Origin of the sequence: Nocardia sp. NPDC024068 (assembly GCF_040638875.1) — a bacterium.
In the GTDB taxonomy this organism is placed as follows: Bacteria; Actinomycetota; Actinomycetes; order Mycobacteriales; family Mycobacteriaceae; genus Nocardia.
Window position 1 is genome coordinate 20,562 of sequence record NZ_JBEZYU010000048.1, and the last position, 23,295, is coordinate 43,856.

22 protein-coding genes are annotated in these 23,295 nt (G+C 69.3%); 17 read left to right on the forward strand and 5 right to left on the reverse strand.

Annotation, left to right across the window (positions count from 1 at the left end; genetic code table 11):
* Nucleotides 1-22: 22 nt before the first annotated feature.
* From rsfS to holA, 8 genes are all read left to right on the forward strand, one after another.
* Entirely contained in the window at nt 23-427 is a 405-nt protein-coding gene (gene rsfS / locus AB0F41_RS25360; RefSeq protein WP_357427906.1) for a ribosome silencing factor, read from the forward strand.
* Nucleotides 424-1,083: a histidine phosphatase family protein gene (locus AB0F41_RS25365; protein ID WP_357427908.1), complete on the forward strand. Its 660-nt coding sequence runs from the start codon at nt 424-426 to the stop codon at nt 1,081-1,083. Before rsfS ends, AB0F41_RS25365 begins: the two co-directional genes overlap by 4 nt.
* Nucleotides 1,073-1,249 (forward strand): hypothetical protein, encoded by a 177-nt coding sequence (locus tag AB0F41_RS25370; RefSeq protein ID WP_357427910.1) that lies wholly within the window; start codon nt 1,073-1,075, stop codon nt 1,247-1,249. The genes AB0F41_RS25365 and AB0F41_RS25370 overlap by 11 nt, the downstream gene beginning before the upstream one ends.
* A gap of 136 nt (nt 1,250-1,385) precedes the next feature.
* Nucleotides 1,386-2,093 carry a diglucosylglycerate octanoyltransferase gene (octT, locus tag AB0F41_RS25375; RefSeq protein ID WP_357427950.1) on the forward strand — a complete coding sequence of 236 codons (708 nt, stop codon included), beginning with the start codon at nt 1,386-1,388 and terminating at the stop codon, nt 2,091-2,093.
* Between the two features lie 3 nt (nt 2,094-2,096).
* Nucleotides 2,097-2,969, forward strand: coding sequence for a DegV family protein (locus AB0F41_RS25380; RefSeq protein ID WP_357427912.1), 873 nt, complete (start codon nt 2,097-2,099; stop codon nt 2,967-2,969).
* 98 nt (nt 2,970-3,067) lie between these two features.
* Entirely contained in the window at nt 3,068-3,958 is an 891-nt protein-coding gene (locus AB0F41_RS25385) for a ComEA family DNA-binding protein (protein ID WP_357427914.1), read from the forward strand.
* 40 nt (nt 3,959-3,998) lie between these two features.
* Nucleotides 3,999-5,633, forward strand: coding sequence for a ComEC/Rec2 family competence protein (locus tag AB0F41_RS25390; protein WP_357427916.1), 1,635 nt, complete (start codon nt 3,999-4,001; stop codon nt 5,631-5,633).
* A gap of 105 nt (nt 5,634-5,738) precedes the next feature.
* Nucleotides 5,739-6,710 carry a DNA polymerase III subunit delta gene (holA, locus tag AB0F41_RS25395; protein WP_357427918.1) on the forward strand — a complete coding sequence of 324 codons (972 nt, stop codon included), beginning with the start codon at nt 5,739-5,741 and terminating at the stop codon, nt 6,708-6,710.
* Nucleotides 6,711-6,756: 46 nt separating this feature from the next.
* Here the strand turns inward: holA and AB0F41_RS25400 are convergent, their stop codons facing one another.
* Both AB0F41_RS25400 and rpsT read right to left on the reverse strand, forming a co-directional pair.
* The gene (locus AB0F41_RS25400) at nt 6,757-7,002 is read right to left on the reverse strand and encodes a hypothetical protein (RefSeq protein ID WP_357427920.1); all 246 of its coding nucleotides are present in this window, start codon (nt 7,000-7,002) and stop codon (nt 6,757-6,759) included.
* 147 nt (nt 7,003-7,149) lie between these two features.
* A complete protein-coding gene (gene rpsT, locus AB0F41_RS25405; protein ID WP_357427922.1) occupies nt 7,150-7,410 on the reverse strand; it encodes a 30S ribosomal protein S20 in 261 nt (86 codons plus the stop codon).
* Nucleotides 7,411-7,738: 328 nt separating this feature from the next.
* Between rpsT and AB0F41_RS25410 the strand changes: the two genes are divergently transcribed.
* Entirely contained in the window at nt 7,739-8,530 is a 792-nt protein-coding gene (locus AB0F41_RS25410) for an aquaporin (RefSeq protein WP_357427924.1), read from the forward strand.
* Nucleotides 8,531-8,585: 55 nt separating this feature from the next.
* Here the strand turns inward: AB0F41_RS25410 and AB0F41_RS25415 are convergent, their stop codons facing one another.
* A complete protein-coding gene (locus AB0F41_RS25415) occupies nt 8,586-9,155 on the reverse strand; it encodes a type II toxin-antitoxin system PemK/MazF family toxin (RefSeq protein WP_357427926.1) in 570 nt (189 codons plus the stop codon).
* A 147-nt stretch (nt 9,156-9,302) separates the two neighbouring features.
* Here AB0F41_RS25415 and lepA point away from each other — a divergent pair, with 147 nt between their 5' ends.
* The 3 genes from lepA to AB0F41_RS25430 all read left to right on the forward strand — a co-directional run bounded on the left by lepA (nt 9,303) and on the right by AB0F41_RS25430 (nt 15,961).
* Nucleotides 9,303-11,168 (forward strand): translation elongation factor 4, encoded by a 1,866-nt coding sequence (lepA, locus tag AB0F41_RS25420; RefSeq protein ID WP_357427928.1) that lies wholly within the window; start codon nt 9,303-9,305, stop codon nt 11,166-11,168.
* 194 nt (nt 11,169-11,362) lie between these two features.
* Nucleotides 11,363-13,876, forward strand: coding sequence for a hypothetical protein (locus AB0F41_RS25425; RefSeq protein WP_357427930.1), 2,514 nt, complete (start codon nt 11,363-11,365; stop codon nt 13,874-13,876).
* A 279-nt stretch (nt 13,877-14,155) separates the two neighbouring features.
* Nucleotides 14,156-15,961, forward strand: coding sequence for a hypothetical protein (locus AB0F41_RS25430; protein WP_357427932.1), 1,806 nt, complete (start codon nt 14,156-14,158; stop codon nt 15,959-15,961).
* 11 nt (nt 15,962-15,972) lie between these two features.
* On the opposite strand, the gene AB0F41_RS25435 is transcribed toward AB0F41_RS25430, so the two are convergent.
* Together AB0F41_RS25435 and AB0F41_RS25440 are read right to left on the reverse strand one after the other, a co-directional pair.
* A complete protein-coding gene (locus AB0F41_RS25435; protein ID WP_357427934.1) occupies nt 15,973-17,970 on the reverse strand; it encodes a glycoside hydrolase family 15 protein in 1,998 nt (665 codons plus the stop codon).
* A gap of 38 nt (nt 17,971-18,008) precedes the next feature.
* Nucleotides 18,009-18,674, reverse strand: coding sequence for a class I SAM-dependent methyltransferase (locus AB0F41_RS25440; protein WP_357427936.1), 666 nt, complete (start codon nt 18,672-18,674; stop codon nt 18,009-18,011).
* An 81-nt stretch (nt 18,675-18,755) separates the two neighbouring features.
* On the opposite strand from AB0F41_RS25440, the gene AB0F41_RS25445 reads away from it, so the two are divergent.
* The 5 genes from AB0F41_RS25445 (at nt 18,756) to AB0F41_RS25465 (ending at nt 22,860) form a co-directional block, all read left to right on the forward strand.
* A complete protein-coding gene (locus tag AB0F41_RS25445) occupies nt 18,756-18,956 on the forward strand; it encodes a hypothetical protein (RefSeq protein WP_357427938.1) in 201 nt (66 codons plus the stop codon).
* 151 nt (nt 18,957-19,107) lie between these two features.
* Nucleotides 19,108-20,127 (forward strand): sulfate ABC transporter substrate-binding protein, encoded by a 1,020-nt coding sequence (locus AB0F41_RS25450; protein ID WP_357427940.1) that lies wholly within the window; start codon nt 19,108-19,110, stop codon nt 20,125-20,127.
* A 108-nt stretch (nt 20,128-20,235) separates the two neighbouring features.
* Nucleotides 20,236-21,048, forward strand: coding sequence for a sulfate ABC transporter permease subunit CysT (cysT, locus tag AB0F41_RS25455; protein ID WP_357427952.1), 813 nt, complete (start codon nt 20,236-20,238; stop codon nt 21,046-21,048).
* The gene (gene cysW / locus AB0F41_RS25460; RefSeq protein ID WP_357427942.1) at nt 21,045-21,851 is read left to right on the forward strand and encodes a sulfate ABC transporter permease subunit CysW; all 807 of its coding nucleotides are present in this window, start codon (nt 21,045-21,047) and stop codon (nt 21,849-21,851) included. Before cysT ends, cysW begins: the two co-directional genes overlap by 4 nt.
* Nucleotides 21,852-21,873: 22 nt before the next feature.
* Nucleotides 21,874-22,860: a sulfate ABC transporter ATP-binding protein gene (locus tag AB0F41_RS25465; protein WP_357427944.1), complete on the forward strand. Its 987-nt coding sequence runs from the start codon at nt 21,874-21,876 to the stop codon at nt 22,858-22,860.
* The last annotated feature ends 435 nt before the right edge of the window (nt 22,861-23,295 follow it).

The window sequence follows — 23,295 nt, forward strand, 5'->3', positions numbered from 1 at the left end:
GCGGATGTCCGGAGGTGACCGCATGACCGCGACGGCCGAAGCGGTGCAGATCGCGACCATGGCGGCACTGGCCGCGGATGAGAAGCTGGCCGCCGACGTAGTGGTGCTCGACGTCTCGGAGCAGTTGGTGATCACCGACTGTTTCGTGATCGCTTCTGCGCCGAACGAGCGCCAGGTGAACGCGATCGTCGATAATGTCGAAGAGAAACTGCGCGCGGCCGGTCATAAGCCGGTACGCCGGGAAGGGACGCGCGAGGGCCGCTGGGCACTCTTGGACTATGTCGACGTGGTGGTGCATATCCAGCACAACGACGAACGTAATTTCTATGCGCTGGAACGGTTGTGGAAAGACTGCCCGACCGTTCCGGTGGAGGGGATCGGCGCGCCATCGGCCGCCGAAGAGGAAAGTGCTGGAGAAACCGAGTGAGAGATAAATCCGGTGTGCGCACGCTGATCCTGTTGCGCCACGGGCAGACCGAGTGGAACGCCACCGACCGGATGCAGGGGCAGATCGATACCGATCTCACCGAGCTGGGCCGGCGGCAGGCGAAGGAGGCGGCGCGGGAACTGGTGTCCCACAAGGCCGTCGGCTTGATCTCGTCCGATCTGAAGCGGGCCTACGAAACCGCGCAGGCCCTGTCGGAACCCGCCGGGCTGGAGGTGGTCCGGGAACCCCGGCTGCGGGAAACCCACCTGGGTGAATGGCAGGGGATGGGCGACGTCGAGGTCGACTCCCGCTACCCCGGCGCCCGGCTGGAATGGCGGATGGACGCCACGTACACCCCGCCCGGCGGCGAGTCCAAACTCGAGGTGGGCGCCCGCGCACTACCTGTGGTGCAGGAACTTTTCGCCGAGCGGCAGGATTGGCCCGGCGCCACTATGATTCTCGTGGCGCACGGCGGGCTGATCGCCGCGCTCACGGCTGCGTTGCTCGATCTGCCGCCCCAGAATTGGCCTGCCCTCGGTGGGTTGGCCAACGCCAGCTGGGTGCAGCTGAGCAGCCACGGCCCGAGCATCGAGAAGCCCGGTTGGCGTCTCGATGTGTGGAACGCAGCGGCGAAAGTAGCACCCGATGTCATCTGAAGACCTGAACAGGCAGATTCCGGACGAACTGTTCCAGAAGGTTTCCGCCAAACCGGAACGCGCCCTGCCCGACGCCCTGTTCGGTCCCCCGGCCGGTCAGGAGCAGGGCGAGGACACCGAGCATCTCGAAGACACCGACGGCGGCGACGTCCGGAAGGCAGTCTGATCACCAGGAGGTTTCCGCAGTGACATCCACGTCGGATCGAGCCAATTCGACCGGTACCGGGGCGGATCCCGCCGCCGATTCCGGGACCGGACCGGACGCGGAGGTCACCACGGAGCCCGCCGGGAGCGGCGCGGAGGTGCCGCGTCCCGTACTGCTGGTGATCGCGGACTCCCTGTCCTATTTCGGGCCGAAGGGCGGTCTGCCCGCCGACCATCCCCGGATCTGGCCGAATCTGGTGGGCGCCGAGCTCGATTGGGATGTGGAACTCGTCGCCCGCATCGGGTGGACCTGCCGGGATGCCTACTGGGCGCTGATCGGCGATCCGCGGGTATGGGCCGTCGTGCCCCGCGCGGGCGCGGTGGTCTTCGCGGTGGGCGGGATGGATTCCCTGCCGTCGCCGCTACCCACCGCGATGCGTGAACTCATCCGCTACCTGCGGCCGGCGGGCCTGCGGCGGGTGGTGCGGTCGGCATACCAGTGGATCCAGCCCCGGGCCGCGAAATTGGGCCGGCCGGTGGCGCTGCCGCCCGCGGTGAGTGTCGACTATCTGGAGCAGTGCCGGGAAGCCCTGGCACAGTTGCGGCCCGAGCTGCCGGTGGTGGCGGTACTCCCGTCGGTGCACGATTGCGAGGCCTACGGGCGGGTGCACAGCGGCCGGGAACCGGCGGTCCGGGCGCTCGCGGCCTGGTCGGCGCGGACCGGTGTGCCGCTGGTCGATTTGAAGGCCGCCGTCCACGACAACATCTTCTCCGGTGCGGCCAACCCCGATGGGATCCACTGGGGGTGGGACGGGCATACCGAGGTCGCCAAGGCGATGGTGAAAACGCTGCAAGAGGTGGGGTGAGCCGTGGCGGTCGTGGTCGTCACCGATTCGTCGGCCAGTCTGCCCGCGGACCTCGTCGGCGCACTGGGTATCGATGTGGTGCCCCTGCATGTGCGGGTGGGCGAGCGGGAGGTCCGTGAGGGCGTCGACGCGTTCGCCATCGACTATGCCTCGGACTCGGTCACCACGTCGGCGCCTTCGCCCGGGGAACTGCGCGGCGCCTATGCCGCGGCGCTGGAGCGCAGCGGTGGCGACGGGGTGGTCGGGATACATCTGTCCCGGCAGCTCTCGGCGACCTGGGAGGCGGGCCGGCAGGCCGCTCGCGATATGGGCGCCGAGGAATCGGTGCTGCTGGTGGATTCTCTCGGTGCGGGTCTGGCGACCGGGTTACCGGTGCTGGCAGCCGCCCGGTGTGCCGCCCGCGGCGAACCACTGACCGCGGTATACGAGGCGGCGGTCGCCGCGGCCCGGAACGCACGCACCTTCATCGTTGTGAATCGCACCGAGCAGTTGCGTCGCGGGGGCCGGCTCAGTACCGCGGCCGGATTCTTCGGCAGTGAGCTGGTGAGCAAACCGGTATTGCAACTCGTCGAGGGACGGCTGGAGTTACGCGAGAAGGTGCGGACCCGAGCGAAGGCTTTCGCGACACTGGTGGCCGCCGCCGAGGAAGCGGCCGGGCTCGGTGAGGTCGCGCTGGGCGTACAGCATCTCGGCGCGCCCGAGGCGGCGGAGTCCCTGACCGACCGGCTGCGGGAGCGTATTCCGGCGGCCGGCGAAATCCTGACCGCGGAATTCGGCCCGGCACTCGGCGTACATCTGGGGCCGGGCGCGGTCGGTGTGCTGGTGTTGCCCGGTGGCTGCGGAGGAGATTCCGGCGCGGCCGGGCCGGCCCGGTGATCTGCCGGTTCTCCACAGGGCGGAAGTTATCCACAGGGTTTCCGAATCCCCTGGTCGACGGCCCGGCCGGAGAGTAGCGCGGTCGTAGCGTCGCGGGTATGGCACGACAAGACGAGCGTGAACATGTACGCACCCGGCTGGGCGGGCATCTCACGGATCCGGTCCGCGCCGATTCCGGCGCGGGATCGCGGTGGCCGGATCCGGAGGACCCCGGCGACGAGGCGATCCGCACCCCACGCTGGCTCGAGGACGAGCCGGAACCTCCCGGCTGGCGAGACCGCCTGATACCGGAGCGATTTCGTCATGCCCGGCTGGACTCGGGCCGCCGCGGTGCGGCGACCATGGCCGGTATAGGCCTGCTCGCCGCCCTCGTGACGGCGATCGTGGTGCTGTGGGAACGACCTGCCGCCCAACCTGTTCCGCCACTTCCCGCCGCCGCCCCCGTCGCGCTGTCCGCGGAGGATTCATCCTCCGCCCCGCGGGCGGGTGTCCCCACCGTCGGAGCCGAACCTGCCCAACCCGCCGAGCTGGTGGTGAGTGTGGTCGGGCTGGTGCATCGGGCCGGGCTCGTACGGCTGGCGCCCGGCGCCCGGGTGGCCGACGCGCTCGGGGCGGCCGGTGGCCCCCTCGCCGGTGCCGATCTCACGGGAATCAATTTGGCGCAGCGGCTCTCCGACGGCGATCAGGTGCGGGTGGGAGCCGCCGGTGCCGATGCGCCGCCGGCCGGCAGCGCGACGGTCAGCGGCGGGGGAGAGAGTGCCGCCGCACCTGGCGAAAAAAGCCCGGGGGCCGCCGCGGCACCCGTGGATCTCAACACCGCCACCGAGGCAGATCTCGACGCGCTGCCCGGCGTCGGCCCGGTCACCGCCAAGGCCATCATCGCCTGGCGGCAGACCAACGGCCGGTTCACCGATGTGGAGCAGTTGTCCGAGGTCGACGGGATCGGTCCCGCGCGGCTGGCCCGCCTCCGGGAACTGGTGACGGTGTGAACGGCACCTCCGACGAGGTGCGGTATGCCGGGGAGATCTGGTGACCGATCGCCGCGGCCCGGTCGAGGGCGCGCGCGGCGAAGGACCGGAGGGTGCGGCAGGCACGGCCCGGCCGGTGCTGGACGCGCGGTTGCTGCCGGCGGCGCTGGTCTGCTGGTCGGTCACGATCGTGGCGGTCGGGATGGGATGGGCCGCCGGCGTGGGTGTGGGCCTCGCGCTGGTCGTCGCGGCGCTGGGATCGTGGGCGCTGCTCTGGACGGGCGCCGCGCATCGCACCGAACGCCGCCGGGTTCTCGCGACCGCGGTGGTCGGCACCGCCCTACTCGGGGCGGCGTTCGCGGTCGCCGGCGCCTGGCGGGAGCACCAGGTGAGCGCTCATCCGCTGCGCGCGGTACCGGCCGCGGCGGCCGTCCGGGTGGTGGTGACTCCCACCGATGATCCGAAGCCGGTGCGCGGCAGCGGTTCCGGTGCCGGAAGACTCTGGGTTCTGCGTGCGGAACTGCGCGAGTACGAATACCGCGACCGGGTGGTGCGCGCCGGTGGGAGTGTGCTCCTGCTGGCCTCCGGTCCGGAGTGGGGTGAGTTGCGGCCCGGGCGTCCCCTGGAGTTCCGGGCCCGCCCGGCGCCACCCCGGCAGCGCGACCTGACCGTGGTCACCCTGCGGCCGGTGGGCGAGCCGGTCGCGGTGGGAACCCTGCCGTGGTGGCAGGCGGCCGCCCATACGGTGCGGGCCGATCTGGCCGGGGCGGCGGGCGTCGCGTTGGCGCCGGATGCGGCGGGGGTGTTGCCCGCGCTGGTGGTGGGTGATACCTCGGGTGTCACCGATCGGTTGCACGCCGAATTCGTCGCGGCCGGATTGCAGCATCTGACGGTGGTCAGTGGTGCGAATTTCACCATCGTGCTCACCGGCGTGCTGGCACTGACCCGCCTGCTCACTCTCGGCCCGCGGATATCGCTGTTCGTCGCGGCCGGGGCGCTGGTGTCGTTCGTCATCATCGCCCGCCCCGACCCCAGCGTGCTACGGGCCGCCGCGATGGGGTCGGTCACCCTGCTCGCCCTGTTGACCGGACGCCGCAAACAGGCGTTGCCGGCACTGTGCGCGGCGGTGATCGGCCTCCTGCTGTGGCGGCCGGAACTGGCGGTACAGGCCGGATTCGCGCTGTCGGTGCTGGCCACCGGAGCGCTGCTGCTGCTCGCACCGAGCTGGACTGACTACCTGCGTGCGCGCGGCTGGTGGCGGCTACCGGCCGAACTGGTCGCCGTGGCCGCTGCCGCCTTCGTGGTCACCGCCCCGCTGACCATCGCGTTGTCCGGCCGGCTCGGGCTGCTGGCGGTGGTCGCGAATATCCTGGTGGCGCCGGTGATCGCGCCGGTGACGATCCTCGGAGCCGTCGCCGCGTGCACCGCCGGGTGGGTACCGATCGCGGCCGAGCTGATGCTCCGGCCGGCCGCACCGCTGCTGTGGTGGCTGCTGACGGTCGCCCACGAGGCCGCCGCGGTGCCCGGCGCGACGGTCACGGTGCCCGGGGGAGTCGTGGGTGGACTGTCGGCGGCTGTGATCGTCGCAACCGGGATCTGCGCACTCCGCGCACCCCCGATCAGGAGAGTCGTCCTGGCCGCGACCGCCGGTGTCCTCGCGGCGCAACTCGTGCTTTCCCTGTGGGCCTCCGGATGACCGGCGGCCGGGCGCCTATCGCGGCCGGCGGTCGTATCCGGCACGCCGATCGACCGGAGGTCACCGATCGGGGCCACAGCGGGATGCGGCCGTACGATCGGAGCCGTGAGCGAACGACCTGCGGCGGTGCATCTGGTTCTCGGGGAAGAAGAACTGCTGATCCAGCGGGCGGTGGCGGAGGTGACCGCCGCGGTGCGGGCCCACGCGCCGGACCCCGACGGGGTGCCGGTCGACCGGATGCGTGCCGGTGACGCCGGTACGTCCGAACTCGCCGAACTGCTGAGCCCCTCGTTGTTCGCCGAAGACCGCGTGATCATCCTCGAAGCGGCGGACCAGGCCGGTAAGGATGCCGTGGCGGTCATCTCCGATGCCGCCGACGCACCGCCGGAAGGTGTCGTGCTGATGGTGGTGCATTCGGGTGGGGGCCGGGCGAAGGCGCTGGTTCCGGCGCTACGCAAGGCCGGGGCGCAGGTGCACGAATGCGCGAAACTCACCAAGGCGGCGGAACGGGCGGAGTTCGTCCGGGCGGAATTCCGGGCGGCGGGGGTGCGGGCCTCGGGGGACGTGGTGCAGGCCGTCCTCGAGGCGGTGGGTTCGGAGCTGCGCGAATTGGCGGCGGCCTGCTCGCAGCTGGTCGCCGACACCGGAGGCAAGGTCGATATCGCGGCGGTGCGCCGGTACTACTCGGGGAAGGCGGAGGTTTCCGGGTTCGAGGTCGCGGATTTCACCGTCGCCGGCAACCGCGCGGGCGCCGTGGAGGCGCTGCGCTGGGCCCAGGACCGCGGGGTACCGCATGTGGTGCTGGCCGACGCGCTCGCCGATTCCGTACACACCATCGCGAAGGTGGGGTCGGCCGGCCGGGGTGATCCGTTCAAGCTGGCGGGCCCGCTGGGAATGCCGCCGTGGAAGGTCAAGAAGGCCCAGGCCCAGGCGCGCGGCTGGACCCCGGCCACGATCGGATCGGCGTTGCAGGTCGTGGCGACGCTGAACGCTGATGTCAAAGGTGGGGCCGCGGACTCCGGGTTCGCCCTCGAGGACGCCGTGCTGAAGCTGCTGGCCCTGTACGGGCGCAGCTGACGGCAGAGACGACGCCGGCCGGGGCAGGGAGCGGTGGAGGGTGCCGTCAGTCGACGGCGCTGAGCTCCAGCGCCTCCTCCGCGACCTCCTCGTAGCGGCCCTCCCACTCCTCGTAGACGGGGGTCTCCTCATCCCGGGTGACCATCCAGGCCATCACCTGGGTGCCGTCTTCGTCGGCGGGGACCAGCACGTTCTCGATCCGCACACCGAAACCGAGGACCTCGGCGGCGCGGATGACGCCGGGCAGGTCCTCGGCATGGACTACCGATTGGTTCGCATACACCGTAACCATGCGCCGCATGCTACGGCAGGCGGACGACGATCCTGTCGGCGCCGTCCGCACGTGCCGCGAAATAGCGCTCCGACCGGGCTCCGGGCACACCAAAAGCCGCCGTGGTCATCGAAGCCCGCGGCGGCTGTTCGTCGAGAGATCAGAAAATCAGAGCTTGTTGAGCGCGGAGGCCATGGCCGACTTCTTGTTGGCGGCCTGGTTCGCGTGGATGACGCCCTTGGAGGCGGCCTTGTCGAGCTTGCGGCTCACGACGCGGAGACGCTCGACCGCGGTGTCCTTGTCGCCGGCCGCGGTGGCCGCCCGGAAGGCGCGGATATGGGTGCGCAGCTCGGACTTCACCGACTGATTGCGCTGCCGAGCCGCCTCGTTGGTGCGGATCCGCTTGATCTGGGATTTGATATTGGCCACGCCGGTATCCTCTGGTTCCTGTCTGGTTCGGTCGGAAAGTCTGTGTGCGCCACCCGGCCCTGGATTCGCCGGATCGGAATTCTCCGGGCACGGGGTACGGCAACGCCGATGTGCCAGATTACCAGCACGTGGCGGGGTCACGAAATCGCGGGTGCGAGACTCCAGGTCGCGAGGCTTATATCACACTCCGGCCTGGCCGGATGCCGTTGAGAACATCTTTCGTCCAGCGTAACGTCCGACGAAATCTACGCACGTTTTTCCCCGCAGGACCCAGGAATTATCCGGTGTGCGCCCGTGGCGCGGTAATCCTCTCGGAAGGCGGTCTCTTATGTCCTCCAGTGCGCAGGAAGCGGTAGTCGTCCTCGATGTCGAGGAGACTGCGATCCCCGATACCAAGAAATGGGCGGCCGAGGCCCTGGGCACATTCGTCTTGGTGATGGGCGGTGTCGGGACGGCCGTGCTGGCCGGTGACCAGGTCGGCCCGCTGGGGGTGGCGTTCGCCTTCGGTCTCAGTCTCCTGGTGCTGGTGTATGCGATCGGCCCGATATCGGGTTGCCACGTCAATCCGGCGGTCACGCTCGGGCAGCTCCTGATGGGCCGGCTGTCACCGATCAGCGCCGCGGGTTACCTGGTGGGACAGGTCGTGGGTGGTCTGCTGGCCGGTCTGGTGTTGTTCGCGGTCGCCAAGAATCTGCCGTCCTACGACCGCGCGGTGGACGGACTCGGGGCGAACGGCTGGGGCCCGCACAGTCCGTCGGCGGTGACCGGCCCGGCCGGGAACGTGGTGATCCAGGACGGCTACGGACTGGCCGCGATGATCATCGTGGAGGTGATGCTCACCGCGCTGCTGGTCTTCGTGGTGCTGGCCTCCACCGATCAGATCTCGGACAAGCCGCTGGCCGGTCTGTCCATCGGCCTGACGCTGACCGTGATCCACCTGATCGCCATCCCGGTCGACAACACGTCGGTGAACCCGGCCCGCAGTATCGCGGTGGCCCCGTATCAGGGCGGTGCCATGGGCCAGCTGTGGGCGTTCATCCTGTTCCCGCTGATCGGCGGGGTGCTGGGCGCACTGGTGTACGGGATGCTGTTCGGGCGGTCGCGGGAAATGCAGGCCTGAGCCGCACTGCCGATCAGGTACTCCCCGTCGAGCGGTTCGCGCGGCGGATCCCGGCTCAGCTCCAGTGATACTCGCGGACCAGCCGGTGGGCGACCCGGTCGAAGAGTGCCCGCGGCAGGATCGCGCCCTCACGCCGGATTCCGTCCTCGGGAACGTCCAGGACCCGGTCCAGCCGGACCCAGCTGGGCCGGCCCTGGTGGTCCCAGATACCGGCGCCGATCCCGACCCAGTCCGGATCGTGGTCGCGGTCGGTGTTCGAGCTGAGCATGAGTCCGAGCAGGGTGTCGCGGTCGCGGCCGACCACGAGGACCGGGCGGTCCTTACCGTTGCGCGGGTCCTCCTCGTAGGGGACCCAGGTCCACACGATCTCGCCGGGATCGGCGCGGCCGTCCAGTTGTGGCGCGTAGACGACCCGGCGGGCCCGCTGCGCGGTGGGCACCGGGGTGGACGCGGCGGGACGTACGGCGATTCCCGGCGCGCCGGTCGCAGGGCGGGCGCCACGGCGGGCCCGGCGGTCGAGGAGGGCCTCGACCAGGCGCGGCGCCTGGCGTTGCACGATCTTGGGCCCCTGCTGTTTCGCGATCGCGGTGAGTTGTCTGCCGAGACTGTTCCAACTGCGGGCCATCTCAGGAGAATAACGGCACCCCGCGGGCGGTGATATCGCTCCGGTTGCCGCGGGTGGGTGGTGGCGGCGCCGGACCTGGGGGACAGCGGGCCGGGACCAGCATGGGACGATGGTCGCCAGTACGCCCGATACCCATTGAGGAGTGGAGTGCCCGCCAGCTTCGCCGATACGACGTTCACCGATCCGTCCAGGATCCGGAACTTCTGCATCATCGCGCATATCGATCACGGCAAGTCGACGCTGGCCGACCGGATGCTGCAGCTCACCGGTGTGGTGGAGGAACGGCAGATGCGCGCCCAGTACCTGGACCGGATGGATATCGAACGCGAGCGCGGTATCACCATCAAGGCCCAGAACGTGCGGTTGCCCTGGAAGCCGCAGTCCGGTGCGCACGTGGGCGAGGATTTCGTCCTGCACCTGATCGATACGCCTGGCCACGTGGACTTCACCTATGAGGTGTCGCGGGCGCTGGAGGCCTGTGAGGGCGCGGTCCTGCTGGTGGACGCCGCGCAGGGAATCGAGGCGCAGACGCTGGCGAATCTGTATCTGGCGCTGGACAAGGATCTGGAGATCATCCCGGTCCTCAACAAGATCGATCTGCCGGCCGCCGATCCGGACCGCTACGCCGCCGAGATCGCCCATATCGTGGGTTGTGAGCCGGAGGATGTGCTGCGCGTCTCCGGTAAGACCGGAGCCGGCGTCACCGAGCTGCTGGACCGGGTGATCGAGCGAGTGCCGGCCCCGGTAGGCGAGGCCAACGCCCCCGCCCGCGCGATGATCTTCGATTCGGTCTACGACACCTATCGCGGTGTGGTGACCTACGTCCGCGTGGTGGACGGCAAGCTGACGCCGCGCGAGAAGATCAAGATGATGTCCACCGGCGCGACCCACGAACTGCTGGAGATCGGCATCGTCTCACCGGAGCCCAAACCCACGCAGGGCCTGGGGGTCGGTGAGGTGGGATACCTGATCACCGGTGTGAAGGATGTCCGCCAGTCGAAGGTCGGCGATACCGTCACCGCCGCCCGCAACGGCGCCACCGAACCGCTCACCGGGTATCGCGAACCGCGGCCGATGGTCTACTCGGGGCTGTATCCGGTGGACGGTTCGGATTACCCCGACCTCCGCGACGCACTGGACAAACTGCAACTCAACGATGCCGCGCTCACCTACGAGCCGGAGACCTCGGTGGCGCTGGGCTTCGGATTCCGCTGCGGCTTCCTGGGTCTGCTGCATATGGAGATCACCCGTGAGCGGCTACAGCGCGAATTCGGCCTCGACCTGATCTCCACCGCGCCGAACGTGGTGTACCGGGTGGTGATGGAGGACGGTGCGGAACATACCGTGACGAATCCGTCGTACTGGCCGGAAGGCAAGCTGCGCTCGGTTTTCGAGCCGGTGGTCAAGGTCACCATCATCGCGCCCAGTGAATTCATCGGCGCCATCATGGAACTGTGCCAGTCGCGGCGCGGCGATCTCGGCGGTATGGACTACCTGTCCGAGACCCGGGTCGAATTGCGCTACACGCTGCCGCTGGCCGAGATCATCTTCGATTTCTTCGATCTACTGAAATCGCGGACCCGCGGTTACGCCTCGCTGGACTACGAGGAGGCCGGTGAGCGGGAATCGCAGCTGGTCAAGGTCGATATCCTGCTGCAGGGCGAGGCGGTCGACGCGTTCAGCGCGATCGTGCACCGCGACGCCGCCCAGGCTTACGGGCACAAGATGACCACCAAACTGCGCGAACTCATTCCGCGTCAGCAGTTCGAGGTTCCGATCCAGGCGGCCATCGGGTCGAAGATCATCGCCCGCGAGAACATCCGCGCCATCCGTAAGGATGTGCTGGCCAAATGCTACGGCGGCGATATCAGCCGTAAGCGCAAGCTGCTGGAGAAGCAGAAAGAGGGCAAGAAGCGGATGAAGACGATCGGCCGGGTGGACGTCCCGCAGGAGGCCTTCGTCGCCGCGCTGTCCTCCGACGCGCAGTCCGACAAGCCGAAGGACAAGAAGTAGGGTCCGACCGCTCCCGCTGGAGAAACGGCCGTACCCTTCCACGGCCCTCTCACGGTCTCGACGGCGGCCCGGCCTCGGATATTCGCTGATAACGAAAATGTGACAGCTGTGTATGTCGACAATAGGCTGATAACGGATCCGCGCCCCAGCGATGGCGGTGCGGTCGCTGGTGGACCCGAGAGTGGAGTAATGGAATGGCGCGTGATCTGCCGTTCGACGGTGACGGTGAGCTGCCGTTCGAGGGTGACGAAGAAGTTGCCGGACGCGGCGGTGATACCGCCTACCGTATCGCCAGTGCCGCGTCCCGGGTCGCCCGCGGCGGCGCGTATGTGACCGGTGGCGCGTTGATCGCCGCCAACGGTGGCGGTGTCCCGGCCCACCCCGGTGAGCTGGACAGCCGCAACGCCGGTTGGGCGCGCAACGCCGATCCGGATCCGGACGTGCCGAGTCCGGTGGTCACCTTCCCCGATCCCGAGCCGATGGCGCCCGAGGACATGCCTTTCGGGTCGCAGGGGGACGCGAGCGTCACCATGCCGCTTCCGCACGGCACCCTCGATATTCAGGTCGGCCATCCGGGCGAGTTCGACTTCGACGATATGGGCCCCTACGGGGTGCCGTACATGGACGAGGTGCCGGGCTTGTCGCTGGTGCCGGGCGGACCCGAATCCGGGGCTCCCCACACCGGTTTGATGCCGGGCACCGGCGTTCCCGAGTCGGTGGTTCCGGGTATGCCGGACTTCGGCATGCCGGAGGCGGGATCACAGCCCTCCGGCGGTATTCCGGGTCTCGACGGTATTCCCGGTCTGGGCGAGGACCTCCCCGCTCCGGGCGACGAAGGTTTCGGTATCCCGGACGATTTCGGCCTGCCCTCGCCGGGAGATGCCTTCCAGACCGATATCTTCGATCTGCCGGGCTTGGGTCAGAACCCCGACTGGGGACCGAAAACTGTGGCGCAGGAATCGGGTTCGGACTGGGGTTTCGATCTCGCCGGTCTCTTCGGCCGTCCGGAGCGGCCCGATGCGAAGGACCGCGACGAGCGCGACGAACGAGAGCGCGACGACGAGGACGACAGCCCCGGCGCCGGTGGTTTCGACGCGAACGGATTCGATGCCGGTGGTTTCGACACCGGATGGTTCGACGGGTTCTCCGACGGCGGGATCGGTGGCGCCGTGATCGTCGACTCCGATATGACGCTCGACGTCTCGGTGGGCCCGAACGGCGTCTGGATCGACAGCGACTGGGACCTCGACATCACCGTCGGTGACGCGAGCCTGCTCGACGATCACCTGGACCAATACCTGGACTGGGCCCAGCAGCCGGGCAGCACCGCCGGAGACCCGCCGCAGGTCGCCGGCCGGGCGGGCTCTCCGGACACCGGGATACCCGCCGAAGCGGCCGCCGCGGAAGGTGTCGCGGCACTGGCCGGCGCTCCGGGCGCGGGGACGGCTTCCGCCGGCGCCGCGGCTCCCGGAGCCGCCGCTGCCGCCGCACCCGGTTCGGCCTTGGGACCGGCCGGTTCACCCGGCATACCCGCGCCGATGACCACGGCGTCGGTGGCTCCGGCCCCGGTGGCTCCGGCTCCCATCGCGCCGGCGCCGCTGCCCGCGGCCCCGGTGGCGCCACCCGCTCCGGTGGTGCCCGCCCCCGTGCCGCCTCCGGTGGCCCCGGCGGTGATGGCTCCGGCGGTACAGCCCGTGGCGGCCACTCCGCTGCAGAGCACCGTCCAGCCGGATCTGGCGACCACCCCGGTGGCGCATGTGTTCCAGCCACCCGCGGGTCCCTCGCCGCTGACCGCCCCGAAGGCACAACTGCCCGATCTGTTCCACCGGCCACCGGCCGCTCCGGACCGCGAACCGCAGTCGCCGGCCGGACCCGGAAGTCCGGATGGGACCACCGCAGTGGTCCCCACCACCACGGCTCCGGTCACCACCGGCGCCACCACCACCCCGGACACCACGACCACCGGGCCGGAGGGGTCGACCACCACCGGTAGCGACGGCAGCAGCACCACCTCGGTGGACGGCAGCACCACGACGACCCACGACGGCAGCTCCACCACCTCCCCCGACTGGTCCACCACCTCCCCCGACTGGTCGACCACCTCGCCGGACGGGTCGACGACCTCGCCGGAAACCACCACCGGTGCGGGTGGGTCGACCACGGGTTCCTCGACGGAATCGACCACCCCCACCGGTGAGTCCACTTCGTCGACCGGTGAGTCGGGCGGCGCGACCACCACCACGCCCCTGCCGTCCGGTACGACCGTCGACGGCGGGACCACCACCGGGCCCATCGGTGAATCCGGAACCGGCAGCCCGCCCACCGGCGACCAGGGGTCCGGTGCCACTCCGTCCACGGTGGACGTCCCGACCCGAGAGGTCCCCACCATCGACCAGCCCTCGCCGCAGGTCCCGACTGTGAGCGTGCCGACCCAGCAGCCGGCTGTGCCGGACGCACCGGCGCCGACGCTGCCGCATCAGGTGCCCACACCGATGCCGACTCCACAGGTGCAGCCGATTGCCGACCACCACGCGGTGGTCGTTCCGTACGATGTCCACGGGGTCGCTGCGGCGACGTACGCCGATCACGCGGTGTACGGACTCGCCGGTAGCGACCCGGCCGGGGATCTGTCGGCGGGTTTGCTGCCGCATACGGTCGCGGTGACGCACGACACGATCGCCGATCCCGGTCACTGGGTAATCCTCTGACCGTTCCCGTCGGTGGCCGGCCCTACCGGCGGTCGGGGTGGAGTTTCGACCGCCTGCGGTCGAGATAGGCGACCGCTCGCGGTCGAAGGAGTTTTCGATCGCTCGCGATCGGTGGAGTTTTCGATCGCTCGCGGTCGGTGGTGTTGTGTGACCGCCCGCGAGCGGTGGGAGTATGACCGCTCGCGGTGAGTTGGAGTTGTGACCGCCCGCGGTCGATGGAGTTGTGACCGCCCGCGGTCGATGAACGTGTAGTTGTGACCAAGAGTGAGGAGCTGGGCTTTGTCTGCCGTAGCCGGACCACGGGCCGCCACGGTGAAGAATCCGGATGTGATGGCCCCCCTCATCCAGATCATCGATGAGTTGCGCGACGTCTCCCGGACCGCGAGCCGTAACGACCTGCGTGGACGCCTCGGGATGGTCCGCGCCCGGGTCGCCGACAGCCGGGTACGGCTGGTGGTGGTGGGACCGCCCAAGAGCGGGATGAGCACCCTGGTGAACGCACTGGCGGAAGCGCCCGTCAGCGCCACCGACGCGCCCATCAGCGTGCCGGCGATCGTCGAGTACGGCCCCGACCCCAGCGCCACCCTGATCCGCCGCGAGGGCGGGGGGCGGATCCGGCGGCAGCCCGTCGATCCGCTGAATCCCGGACCCGCGCTGATGGCGAAGGGCGTGATCCGCGCCGACTTCACCCAGCCCAGTTCGCTGCTCGCGGAGGGGATCGTCCTGATGGACGCGCCCGGCTCGGCGGTGCAGGAACGCACGACATGGTCGATGATCGCCGCCGCGGACGCCGTGCTGTATGTGAGCGACGCGTCCGCCGAGTACTCGCACGACCAGATCGCTCACCTGCGCCGTATCGGTCAGGTCTGTCCCACCGTGATCTGCGTTCTCAACAAGATCGATCGCAATACGCATTGGGCGCATGTGCAGGAACGTAACCGCGCATTGCTGGATGCGGCCGGGCTCGGCTTCGCGGTGGCGCCGGTATCGGCGGAGATCCACCATGAGGCGCTGCGGTCCGGTAATCAGCAGCGGGCGATCGAATCCGGGCTGCCGCAGCTGGTCGAGCATCTGCGCGACTATGTGGTGGCCCATGCCGACGCGATGGCGGTGAAATCCGCGGTCCGCGATATCCAACTGGTCGGCGACCACCTCGGCGTGGTGCTGCGTACCGAGGCCGACGCGCTGCGTGACCCGCGCCGCCGTGCCCATGTCACCCAGCAGCTGGCCACCGCCCGCGATCAGGCCGATCAGCTGCGCCAGCGGACCGCCACCTGGCAGATCACCCTCGCCGACGGCAGTACCGAACTCATGGCCGATATCGAACACGATCTACGGCACCGGCTGCGTACTCTCGCGCGCGACGCGGAGACCGAGATCTCGCGCACCGATCCGGCCGCCCGCTGGACCCGCTTCGGCGATCAGCTGGAAACTCGTATCGGGGAGGCCGTGGCGGAGAATTTCGAGGCGGCGAACTACCGCGCCGAGGAACTCGCCGAACAGGTGGCCGCGCGGTTCCCGGCCGATCACCGTCGGCCCGATCTGCCCGATATCCGGCCGCGGTATCCGGCCGATCTGCTGGAGAACGTGGCCCCGCTGGAGCCGTTGCAGAGCGCGAAAGCCGGTGTCGCGGAACAGTTCCTGTCGGCGCTGCGCGGGTCCTACGGCGGTATCCTGATGGTCGGCCTGGCCACCAGTCTGCTGGGAATGTCGCTGGTGAACTGGTATTCGGCCGGCGCGGGCATCCTGCTCGGCCTGCACGCGCTGTGGGAGGACCGCCGGGCGCGCCGCATTCGCCGCCAGGCCGAGGCGAAGGTGGCGGTGTCGCGATTGATGGACGATGTGGTCTTCCAGGTCGGCAAGGAGTCGCGGACCCGGTTGCGTGAAGTGCAGCGGGTGCTGCGCGACCATTTCACCGATATCGCCACCGATGCGCTGCGAGCCGCCGACGAGGCGTTGCGGGTGGCCGAGGAGGCGGGCGCGCAGTACGGGGACAGGGGCGCCGAACGTCTCGCCCGCCTGGACACCGATCTGGGCAAACTCCGCGACCTGCGCCGCCAGGCGGAGACCATCACCGCCGCCTGACGGGGCCCGGTTCAGCGCGGCCGGCTACGCCACGGAGTTCCGCTGTTCTGGGCGTGCGCCGGGCGGAAACTCCCGGCAGGCCGGGCCCCCTCGGCCCGGATCAGGTGGGTGACCGCGTTGATCAGGGCGAGATGGGTGAACGCCTGCGGATAGTTGCCCAGGTGGCGTCCGGTGTAGGCGTCGATTTCCTCGGCGTAGAGCTTGAGCGGGCTGGCATGGGTGAGCAGCCGTTCGCACAGACTGCGGGCCCGGTCCACATCGCCGATCTCGACCAGCGCCGACACCAGCCAGAACGAGCAGATGGTGAAGGTGCCCTCGGTACCGGCCAGGCCGTCGTCGGTGGTGTCGGTGCGATAGCGCAGCACGAGTCCGTTCACGGTGAGTTCGTCGGCGATCCCGCGGACGGTGGCCCGAACCCGGGGGTCGTCGGGCGGCAGGAATCGGGTCAGCACCACCAGGAGCAGCGACGCGTCGAGAGAGCTTCCGCCGTACACCTGGGTGAAGCGGCCGCGCTCGTCGACACCGTGCGCCAGGATATCGGAGCGGATCTCATCGGCGATCGTGCGCCATTGCCGGGCGATCTGCGCCTGGCCGTGCACCTCGGCCAGTTTCGACCCCCGGTCCAGGGCGACCCAGCACATCACCTTCGAGGAGGTGAAATGCTGCGGCTCGCCACGCACCTCCCAGAGACTGCGATCGGGTTTGCGCCAACTCGCGATGGCCGCGTCGACCTGACGTTTCAGCATGGGCCACAGGGTTTCCGGGACATGCTGGCGGGACTTCACATGCAGGTAGACCGCGTCCAGCATGGTGCCCCAGATATCGTGCTGTTCCTGGTTGAAGGCGCTGTTGCCGATGCGCACCGGGCGGGCGCCGCCGTAGCCGGACAGATGGTCGAGGGTGGTTTCGGGGAGTTCGCGTTCCCCGCCGATCCCGTAGAGCACCTGCAGCGGCACCGGTTCGCCGTCGGCGCCGGTGGTGGCGTCGTGCAGGAACGCGAAGAAGTCGTCGGCCTCGCGGTCGAGCCCCAGGGTGTACAGACCCCACAGCGCGAAACTGGCGTCGCGCACCCACGAGTACCGGTAGTCCCAGTTGCGTTCACCGCCCGGATCCTCGGGCAGCGAGGTCGTGGCCGCCGCCATCAGGGCGCCGGTGGGTGCGTAGGTGAGGCCCTTCAGGGTCAGGGCGCTGCGCTGCAGGAACCGGCGCCACGGATGGTCCGGGAAGTCGCCGAGCGTGATCCACTGCCGCCAGCATTCGATGGTCGTCCACATCTTGTCCGCGGCCTCGTCGAAGGTCTGCGGCGCGGGCAGTTCGGACCAGGTGAGCGCGACGTAGGCGCAGTCGCCCTCGGTCATCCGGGTGCGGGCGCGCGCCTCGCGGCCCTCCAGGCCGAGCCGTAGATCGGTGGTGAGCACCAGGGTCGGGCCCGCGGTCGCATCGGCCGAGCACACCGCGGTGGCCTCCTCGTACACCTTGCCGGTGTACTCCCACTGCGCGGCGGCGCGGTGGTAATCGAACGACGGTTCGCAGCTCAGTTCCAGTTCGACGGTGCCGCTGACACATTTCACCGTGCGCAGCAGCATATGCCCGGCATCCCAATCGGTGGGCGTGCGCCGATGGGTGCGGCTGCGCTGGTCGGTGTTGTGCCAGGGTCCCAGGACCAGCGCGTCGCGGATGATGAGCCAGCCGGTCGCGGTCTGCCAGGTGGTCTCCAGGATCATCCCGCCGGGCAGGTAGCGCCGGGCGGCGGGCACCCTGTGCCCGTACGGGCCGAGCCGGAAATGCCCGGCGCTGCGATCCAGGAGGGCGCCGAAAACGCTGGGCGAATCCGGGCGCGGGACACACATCCATTCCACCGACCCGTTACTGGCGATCAGGCAGGTTGTCTCACAGTCGGACAGGAACGCGTAGTCGTCGATGGTCGGGAAGTTGTCCTCCGGCCGGGTGGGTTCCGACGGGAAAGCGCCGGTCCCGCTGTGGGCGGGTGCGTGCTCGGGAGTCGGCATAACCCATCATGTGTCGCCGGTGCCCGGATCGTCCACCTTCATCCGCCGGTGCGGCGGATGCGGGCCAGCCAGGCGGCGAGTTCGACCTTGCCCGTCGCGTCGGTGGTGAGCTCGTGCGCCTGGTCGGCGACGGTATCGGTGATCCGGCCGTAATAATGGTCGGCCCGCAGTTCCTCGACTTCCCAGCCGGGTCCGGCGAACGCGTCGCGGATGAGCCCGGCGCCGATCCGCGGCCCGAACCCGGGTTCGGCGTCGGAGAGCGCCAGCACATGCACCCGCCCGCCCGGTAGGCACAGCATGCCCAACGTGCGCACATACGCGGCCCGGGCATCGGCGTCCGCCATGAACACGTGGAACAGGGCACTGTCGACGACGGTGTCGAAGGCGCCGAGCGAATCGGTTCCCGACTCGGCGAGCGCGACCATATCCGCGACCTCGAACCGCGCGTTCGGCACGCCCTTGGCGGCGGCGTTGCGGCGGGCATAGGCGACCGCGCTGGGGGAGAGGTCGACGCCGAGGACGTCGTAGCCGAGTGCGGTGAGCGCGATGGTGTGTTCACCGGCGCCGGTGCCGGGGTCGAGCACCCGGCCACGGATGCCGCCCGCGCGTTCCAGGGCGACGATCGCGGGCTGGGGTTCGCCGATGATCCACGGCGCGGTGTCGTTGTCGTAGGCGGAGTTCCATACCTCGGTGGCCTCTGTCATGCCTCCAGGCTGCAACCTCGACCCGGGTTGAGGTCAAGACGGGACGCGGGTGGCGGCCCCGGGTGTTCTACGCTGGTCGCCGTGGAGCGTATTGCCGGCTGGTGGGACGGGTTCGAGTTGTGGGTGGCGGGGCTGCCCTTCATACCCCAGTTCCTCGTGGTGTTGGTCGGCATGGTGCCGATCAGCTTCGGTATCGCCTATCTGATCGACCGGGTCCTGCGGCTGGTGGCCACCGCGCTGGGCCGCGGCGAGGACCGCGATTCCGGAAACGAGGCGTGCTGATGCCACGCTCGCGAGTACAGCTGGCGCTGCTGGCGCTGCTGGCGTTGGTGCTCATCGCCTGGCTGCTGACCAGGTGAGCGGTACCGCCGTCCGCGCTGGTGGTTGCCGGTCGCCACTAGACTTGCGCCGGTTCCGCGCAGAAAGGCCCGTCATGTCCGCTGTCCGCCGCCGTTTCCTCGCCGCCGTGGTGGCGTTGCCGGTGCTGGTTTCGGCATGCGCGGGCGGGTCCAGTGATGTGGTCGGGGGCACCGCCGCCGACGGCAGCGGCGGGACCGTCGACCTGTACGCGTACGCCATCCCCAAACCCGGCTACGACCTGGTGATCCCCGAGTTCAACGAAACCGAGGCCGGCGACGGTGTGGAGGTGCGCCAGTCCTACGGCGCCTCCGGGGACCAGTCCCGCAAGATCGCCCGCGGGGCCCCCGCCGATGTGGTGAGTTTCTCGCTCGAGCCCGATATCACCCGGCTGGTGGACGCCGGGCTGGTGGATCCGGACTGGAACGCCGACGCCACCCGGGGTGTGCCGTTCGGGTCGGTGGTGTCGCTGGTGGTGCGGACCGGCAACCCCAAGGGCATCCGGGGCTGGGACGATCTGCTGCGACCCGATGTCGAGGTGGTCACTCCCAATCCGTTCAGTTCCGGATCGGCGAAATGGAATCTGCTGGCCCCATATGCCGCGGCAAGCGCCGGTGGTCGCGATCCCCAGGCGGGAATCGACTATCTGAACCAGATGCTCACCCGTGTGCGGGTGCAGCCGAAATCCGGCCGGGAGGCCACCGAAACCTTCCTGCAGGGCACCGGCGATGTGCTGATCAGCTACGAGAACGAGGCGTTGTTCGCGCAGCGGCACGGGGACCCCGTCGAGCACATCGTGCCGGAGACCACCTTCAAGATCGAGAATCCGGTCGCGGTGCTCGAACATGCCCAGCATCCGGACCAGGCCCTGGCGTTCCGCGATTTCCTCTACACCCCGGCCGCCCAGAAGGCGTGGGCGGAGGCGGGGTTCCGGCCCGTCGACCCCGGAGTGGCCGCCGAGTACGCCGAGGTGTTCCCGCAACCCGCGACCCTGTACACCATCGCCGACCTCGGCGGCTGGGAAAGGGTCGAGGACGAACTGTTCGCCCCGGACTCCGGTTCCATCGCCGTGGCCTACGACAACGCGACCGAGTAGCCGGGTGACCCGGACCACACGCGATACTCGATACTCGTGACCGAACGCAGCCCCACCGTCGACGCCGCGCCCGCCGGCCCGGATTCCTCCGCAACACCTCGCCGGCCGCTGCGGTCGCGGCTCGGTTTCTCCGGTTCGGTCGGCCCGCTCGGCATCGCCACCGCGATGCTGTGGCTCAGTGTGATCGTGCTGCTGCCACTGGCCGCGCTCACCGTCAGCGCGTTCGACGACGGCTGGGCCGGCTTCTGGGGTGCGATCACCGATTCGTCGGCCCTGGCCGCACTGCGGGTGACGGTCCTGGTCTCGGTGGTCGTCGCGCTGATCAACGTGGTGATGGGAACGCTGATCGCCTGGGTGCTGGTGCGCGACGATTTCCCGGGTAAGAGTGCGGTGAACGCCCTCATCGATCTCCCGTTCGCGCTGCCCACCATCGTCGCCAGCATTGTGCTGCTCGCCCTGTACGGCCCGCAGAGCCCGGTGGATATCCATCTCAACGCCACCCGGCCGGGTCTGGTGGTCGCACTGGCGTTCGTCACACTGCCGTTCGTGGTGCGGTCGGTGCAGCCGGTCCTCATCGAGGCCGATCGCGAGGTGGAGCAGGCGGCGCTCTCACTGGGCGCCGACAACTGGACCACCTTCCGCCGGATCGTGCTGCCGACCCTGGCGCCCGCCATCATCAGCGGCGGCGGGCTGGCCTTCGCGCGCGCGATCGGCGAGTTCGGGTCGGTGGTGCTGATCGGCGGCAATATCCCGCACGACACCCAGGTGGCCTCGCAGTACATCCAGCAACAGATCGAAATCGACCGGCCCGTGAACGCGGCCGCGGTCTCGGTGGCGCTACTGGTGATCGCCTTCGTGGTGCTGCTGGTGCTGCGGATCTTCGCCGAGCGCACCGCGCGGAAGGAACGCGAGGCCCGATGAAACTGTCCACACCGAGCCGGGTGACACTGCGCGTGCTCGCCCTCGGCTACCTGCTCGTCCTGCTGGTGCTGCCCCTGGGCATCATCCTGTACCGGGCGTTCGAGCACGGTATCGGCGCTTTCATCGACCAGATCACCACCCCGGCCGCCATCTCCGCCTTCAACCTGTCCATGATCATCCTGGCCATCGTGGTGCCGGTGAACGTGATCCTCGGCGTGGTGATCGCGCTGGCCCTCGTCCGCGGCAACTTCCCGGGCCGGCGCCTGCTGCAGGGCATCGTGGACCTGCCCTTCGCGGTGTCACCCGTGGTGGTGGGTGTCGCGCTGATCATGCTGTGGGGAGTCGGCGGCTGGTTCGGCGTGGTCACCGAATGGGGCTTCCGGGTGATCTTCGCGCTACCGGGCATGGTGCTGGCGACCATCTTCGTGACCATGCCGTTCGTGGTCCGCGAGGTGGAACCGGTGCTGCACGAGATCGGCGACGACCAGGAACAGGCCGCCGCCACCCTCGGCGCCTCTGGCTGGCAGACCTTCTGGCGCATCACGGTCCCCGCGATCCGCTGGGGCCTCACCTACGGCGTCGTGCTCACCGTGGCCCGCGCGCTCGGCGAGTTCGGCGCGGTGATCATGGTGTCGTCCGGTTTCCCCGGCGTCTCGCAGACGCTGACCCTGCTGGTGCACGAACGCTATATCAACGATCACAACGATTTCGGCGCGTACTGCGCCGCAGTTCTGCTGATGGGTCTCGCGCTCATCACCCTGCTGTTGATGACGCTCCTGGAACGTAAGCGGGAGACATCTTGATGGTGCACGCCGGAGGCCGCCCATGATCACCGTGACCAACGCGCGCAAGAACTACGGTTCCTTCGCCGCCCTCGACGACGTCAGCCTGGAGATACCCTCCGGCGAGCTGACCGCGCTGCTGGGCCCCTCCGGTTCCGGGAAGTCGACGCTGCTGCGCTCGATCGCCGGGCTGGAGAGCCTCGATTCGGGGGTGGTGACCATCGGCGGCCGCGACGTGACCCGGGTGCCGCCGCAGAAACGCGATATCGGCTTCGTCTTCCAGCACTACGCGGCGTTCAAACATATGACGGTCCGCGACAACGTCGCCTTCGGCCTGACCATCCGGAAACGGCCCAAGAACGAGATCGCCAAACGGGTCGACGAGCTACTCGGCATCGTCGGGCTCGACGGGTTCCAGCACCGGTATCCGGCACAGTTGTCCGGCGGCCAGCGGCAGCGGATGGCGCTGGCGCGGGCGCTGGCCGTGGATCCGCAGGTGCTGTTGCTGGACGAGCCGTTCGGCGCGCTGGACGCCAAAGTCCGCGCCGACCTGCGCACCTGGCTGCGCCGCCTGCACGAAGAGGTGCACGTGACCACGGTGCTGGTCACCCACGACCAGGAGGAGGCGCTCGACGTCGCCGACCGGATCGCGGTGATGAACGCGGGCCGGATCGAGCAGGTCGGCTCACCCGAAGATGTCTACGACCGCCCCGCCGGCGAATTCGTGATGACGTTCCTCGGCGCCGTCGCCCGGCTGAACGGGCATCTGGTGCGTCCGCACGATATCCGGGTGGGCCGCGATCCGAGTATGGCCATGGCCGCCCACGAGGGAACAGCGGAATCGGCGGGAGTCACCCGGGCCACGATCGAACGGGTGGTGCGCCTCGGGTTCGAGGTCCGGGTAGAAATGCGCAACGCCGCCACCGGCGACCTGTTCGTCGCCCAGGTGACCCGCGGCGACGCCGAGGCACTGCGCCTGACCGAGGGAGAAACGGTCTACGCCCGCGCCACCAGAATCCCCGAGCTGTAATTTTCTAAGGGGTGGGTAGGTGGGTTGGAGTGGCCCCTCCGCGAAGAGGAGTTCGGATCGACCCCTCCGTGAAGGGTCGGGCTGTGATTTTGGAGCGGCTCCGCCGCTCGAGGGTGGGGCCCTATTAACCCGGTTCTTCACTCCCGCCGGTCGGTCGCTGCGCTCCCTCCCTCTGGTCGCTCCAGAACCGGGCGGGCCCCACCCAGGACAGATTGCGACCATCCGGATAAAACGTGAGATCCCCGCGAACGCGGCCCCGTACTACGCAGCGCATGGTCCGGTACCGGCGTCACTACCCGGTTCCGATCCGGACAGGGCTCAACCCATTGGATGGGTCACGTCCTCGGTGCCGAGTTCAGCGAGGCCCTGAAAGGGTTCGGCCCGCGTCTGCTGTCAGCCCTCGAAGCGCATGTGGCGAAGCCACGAGTCTCGAGG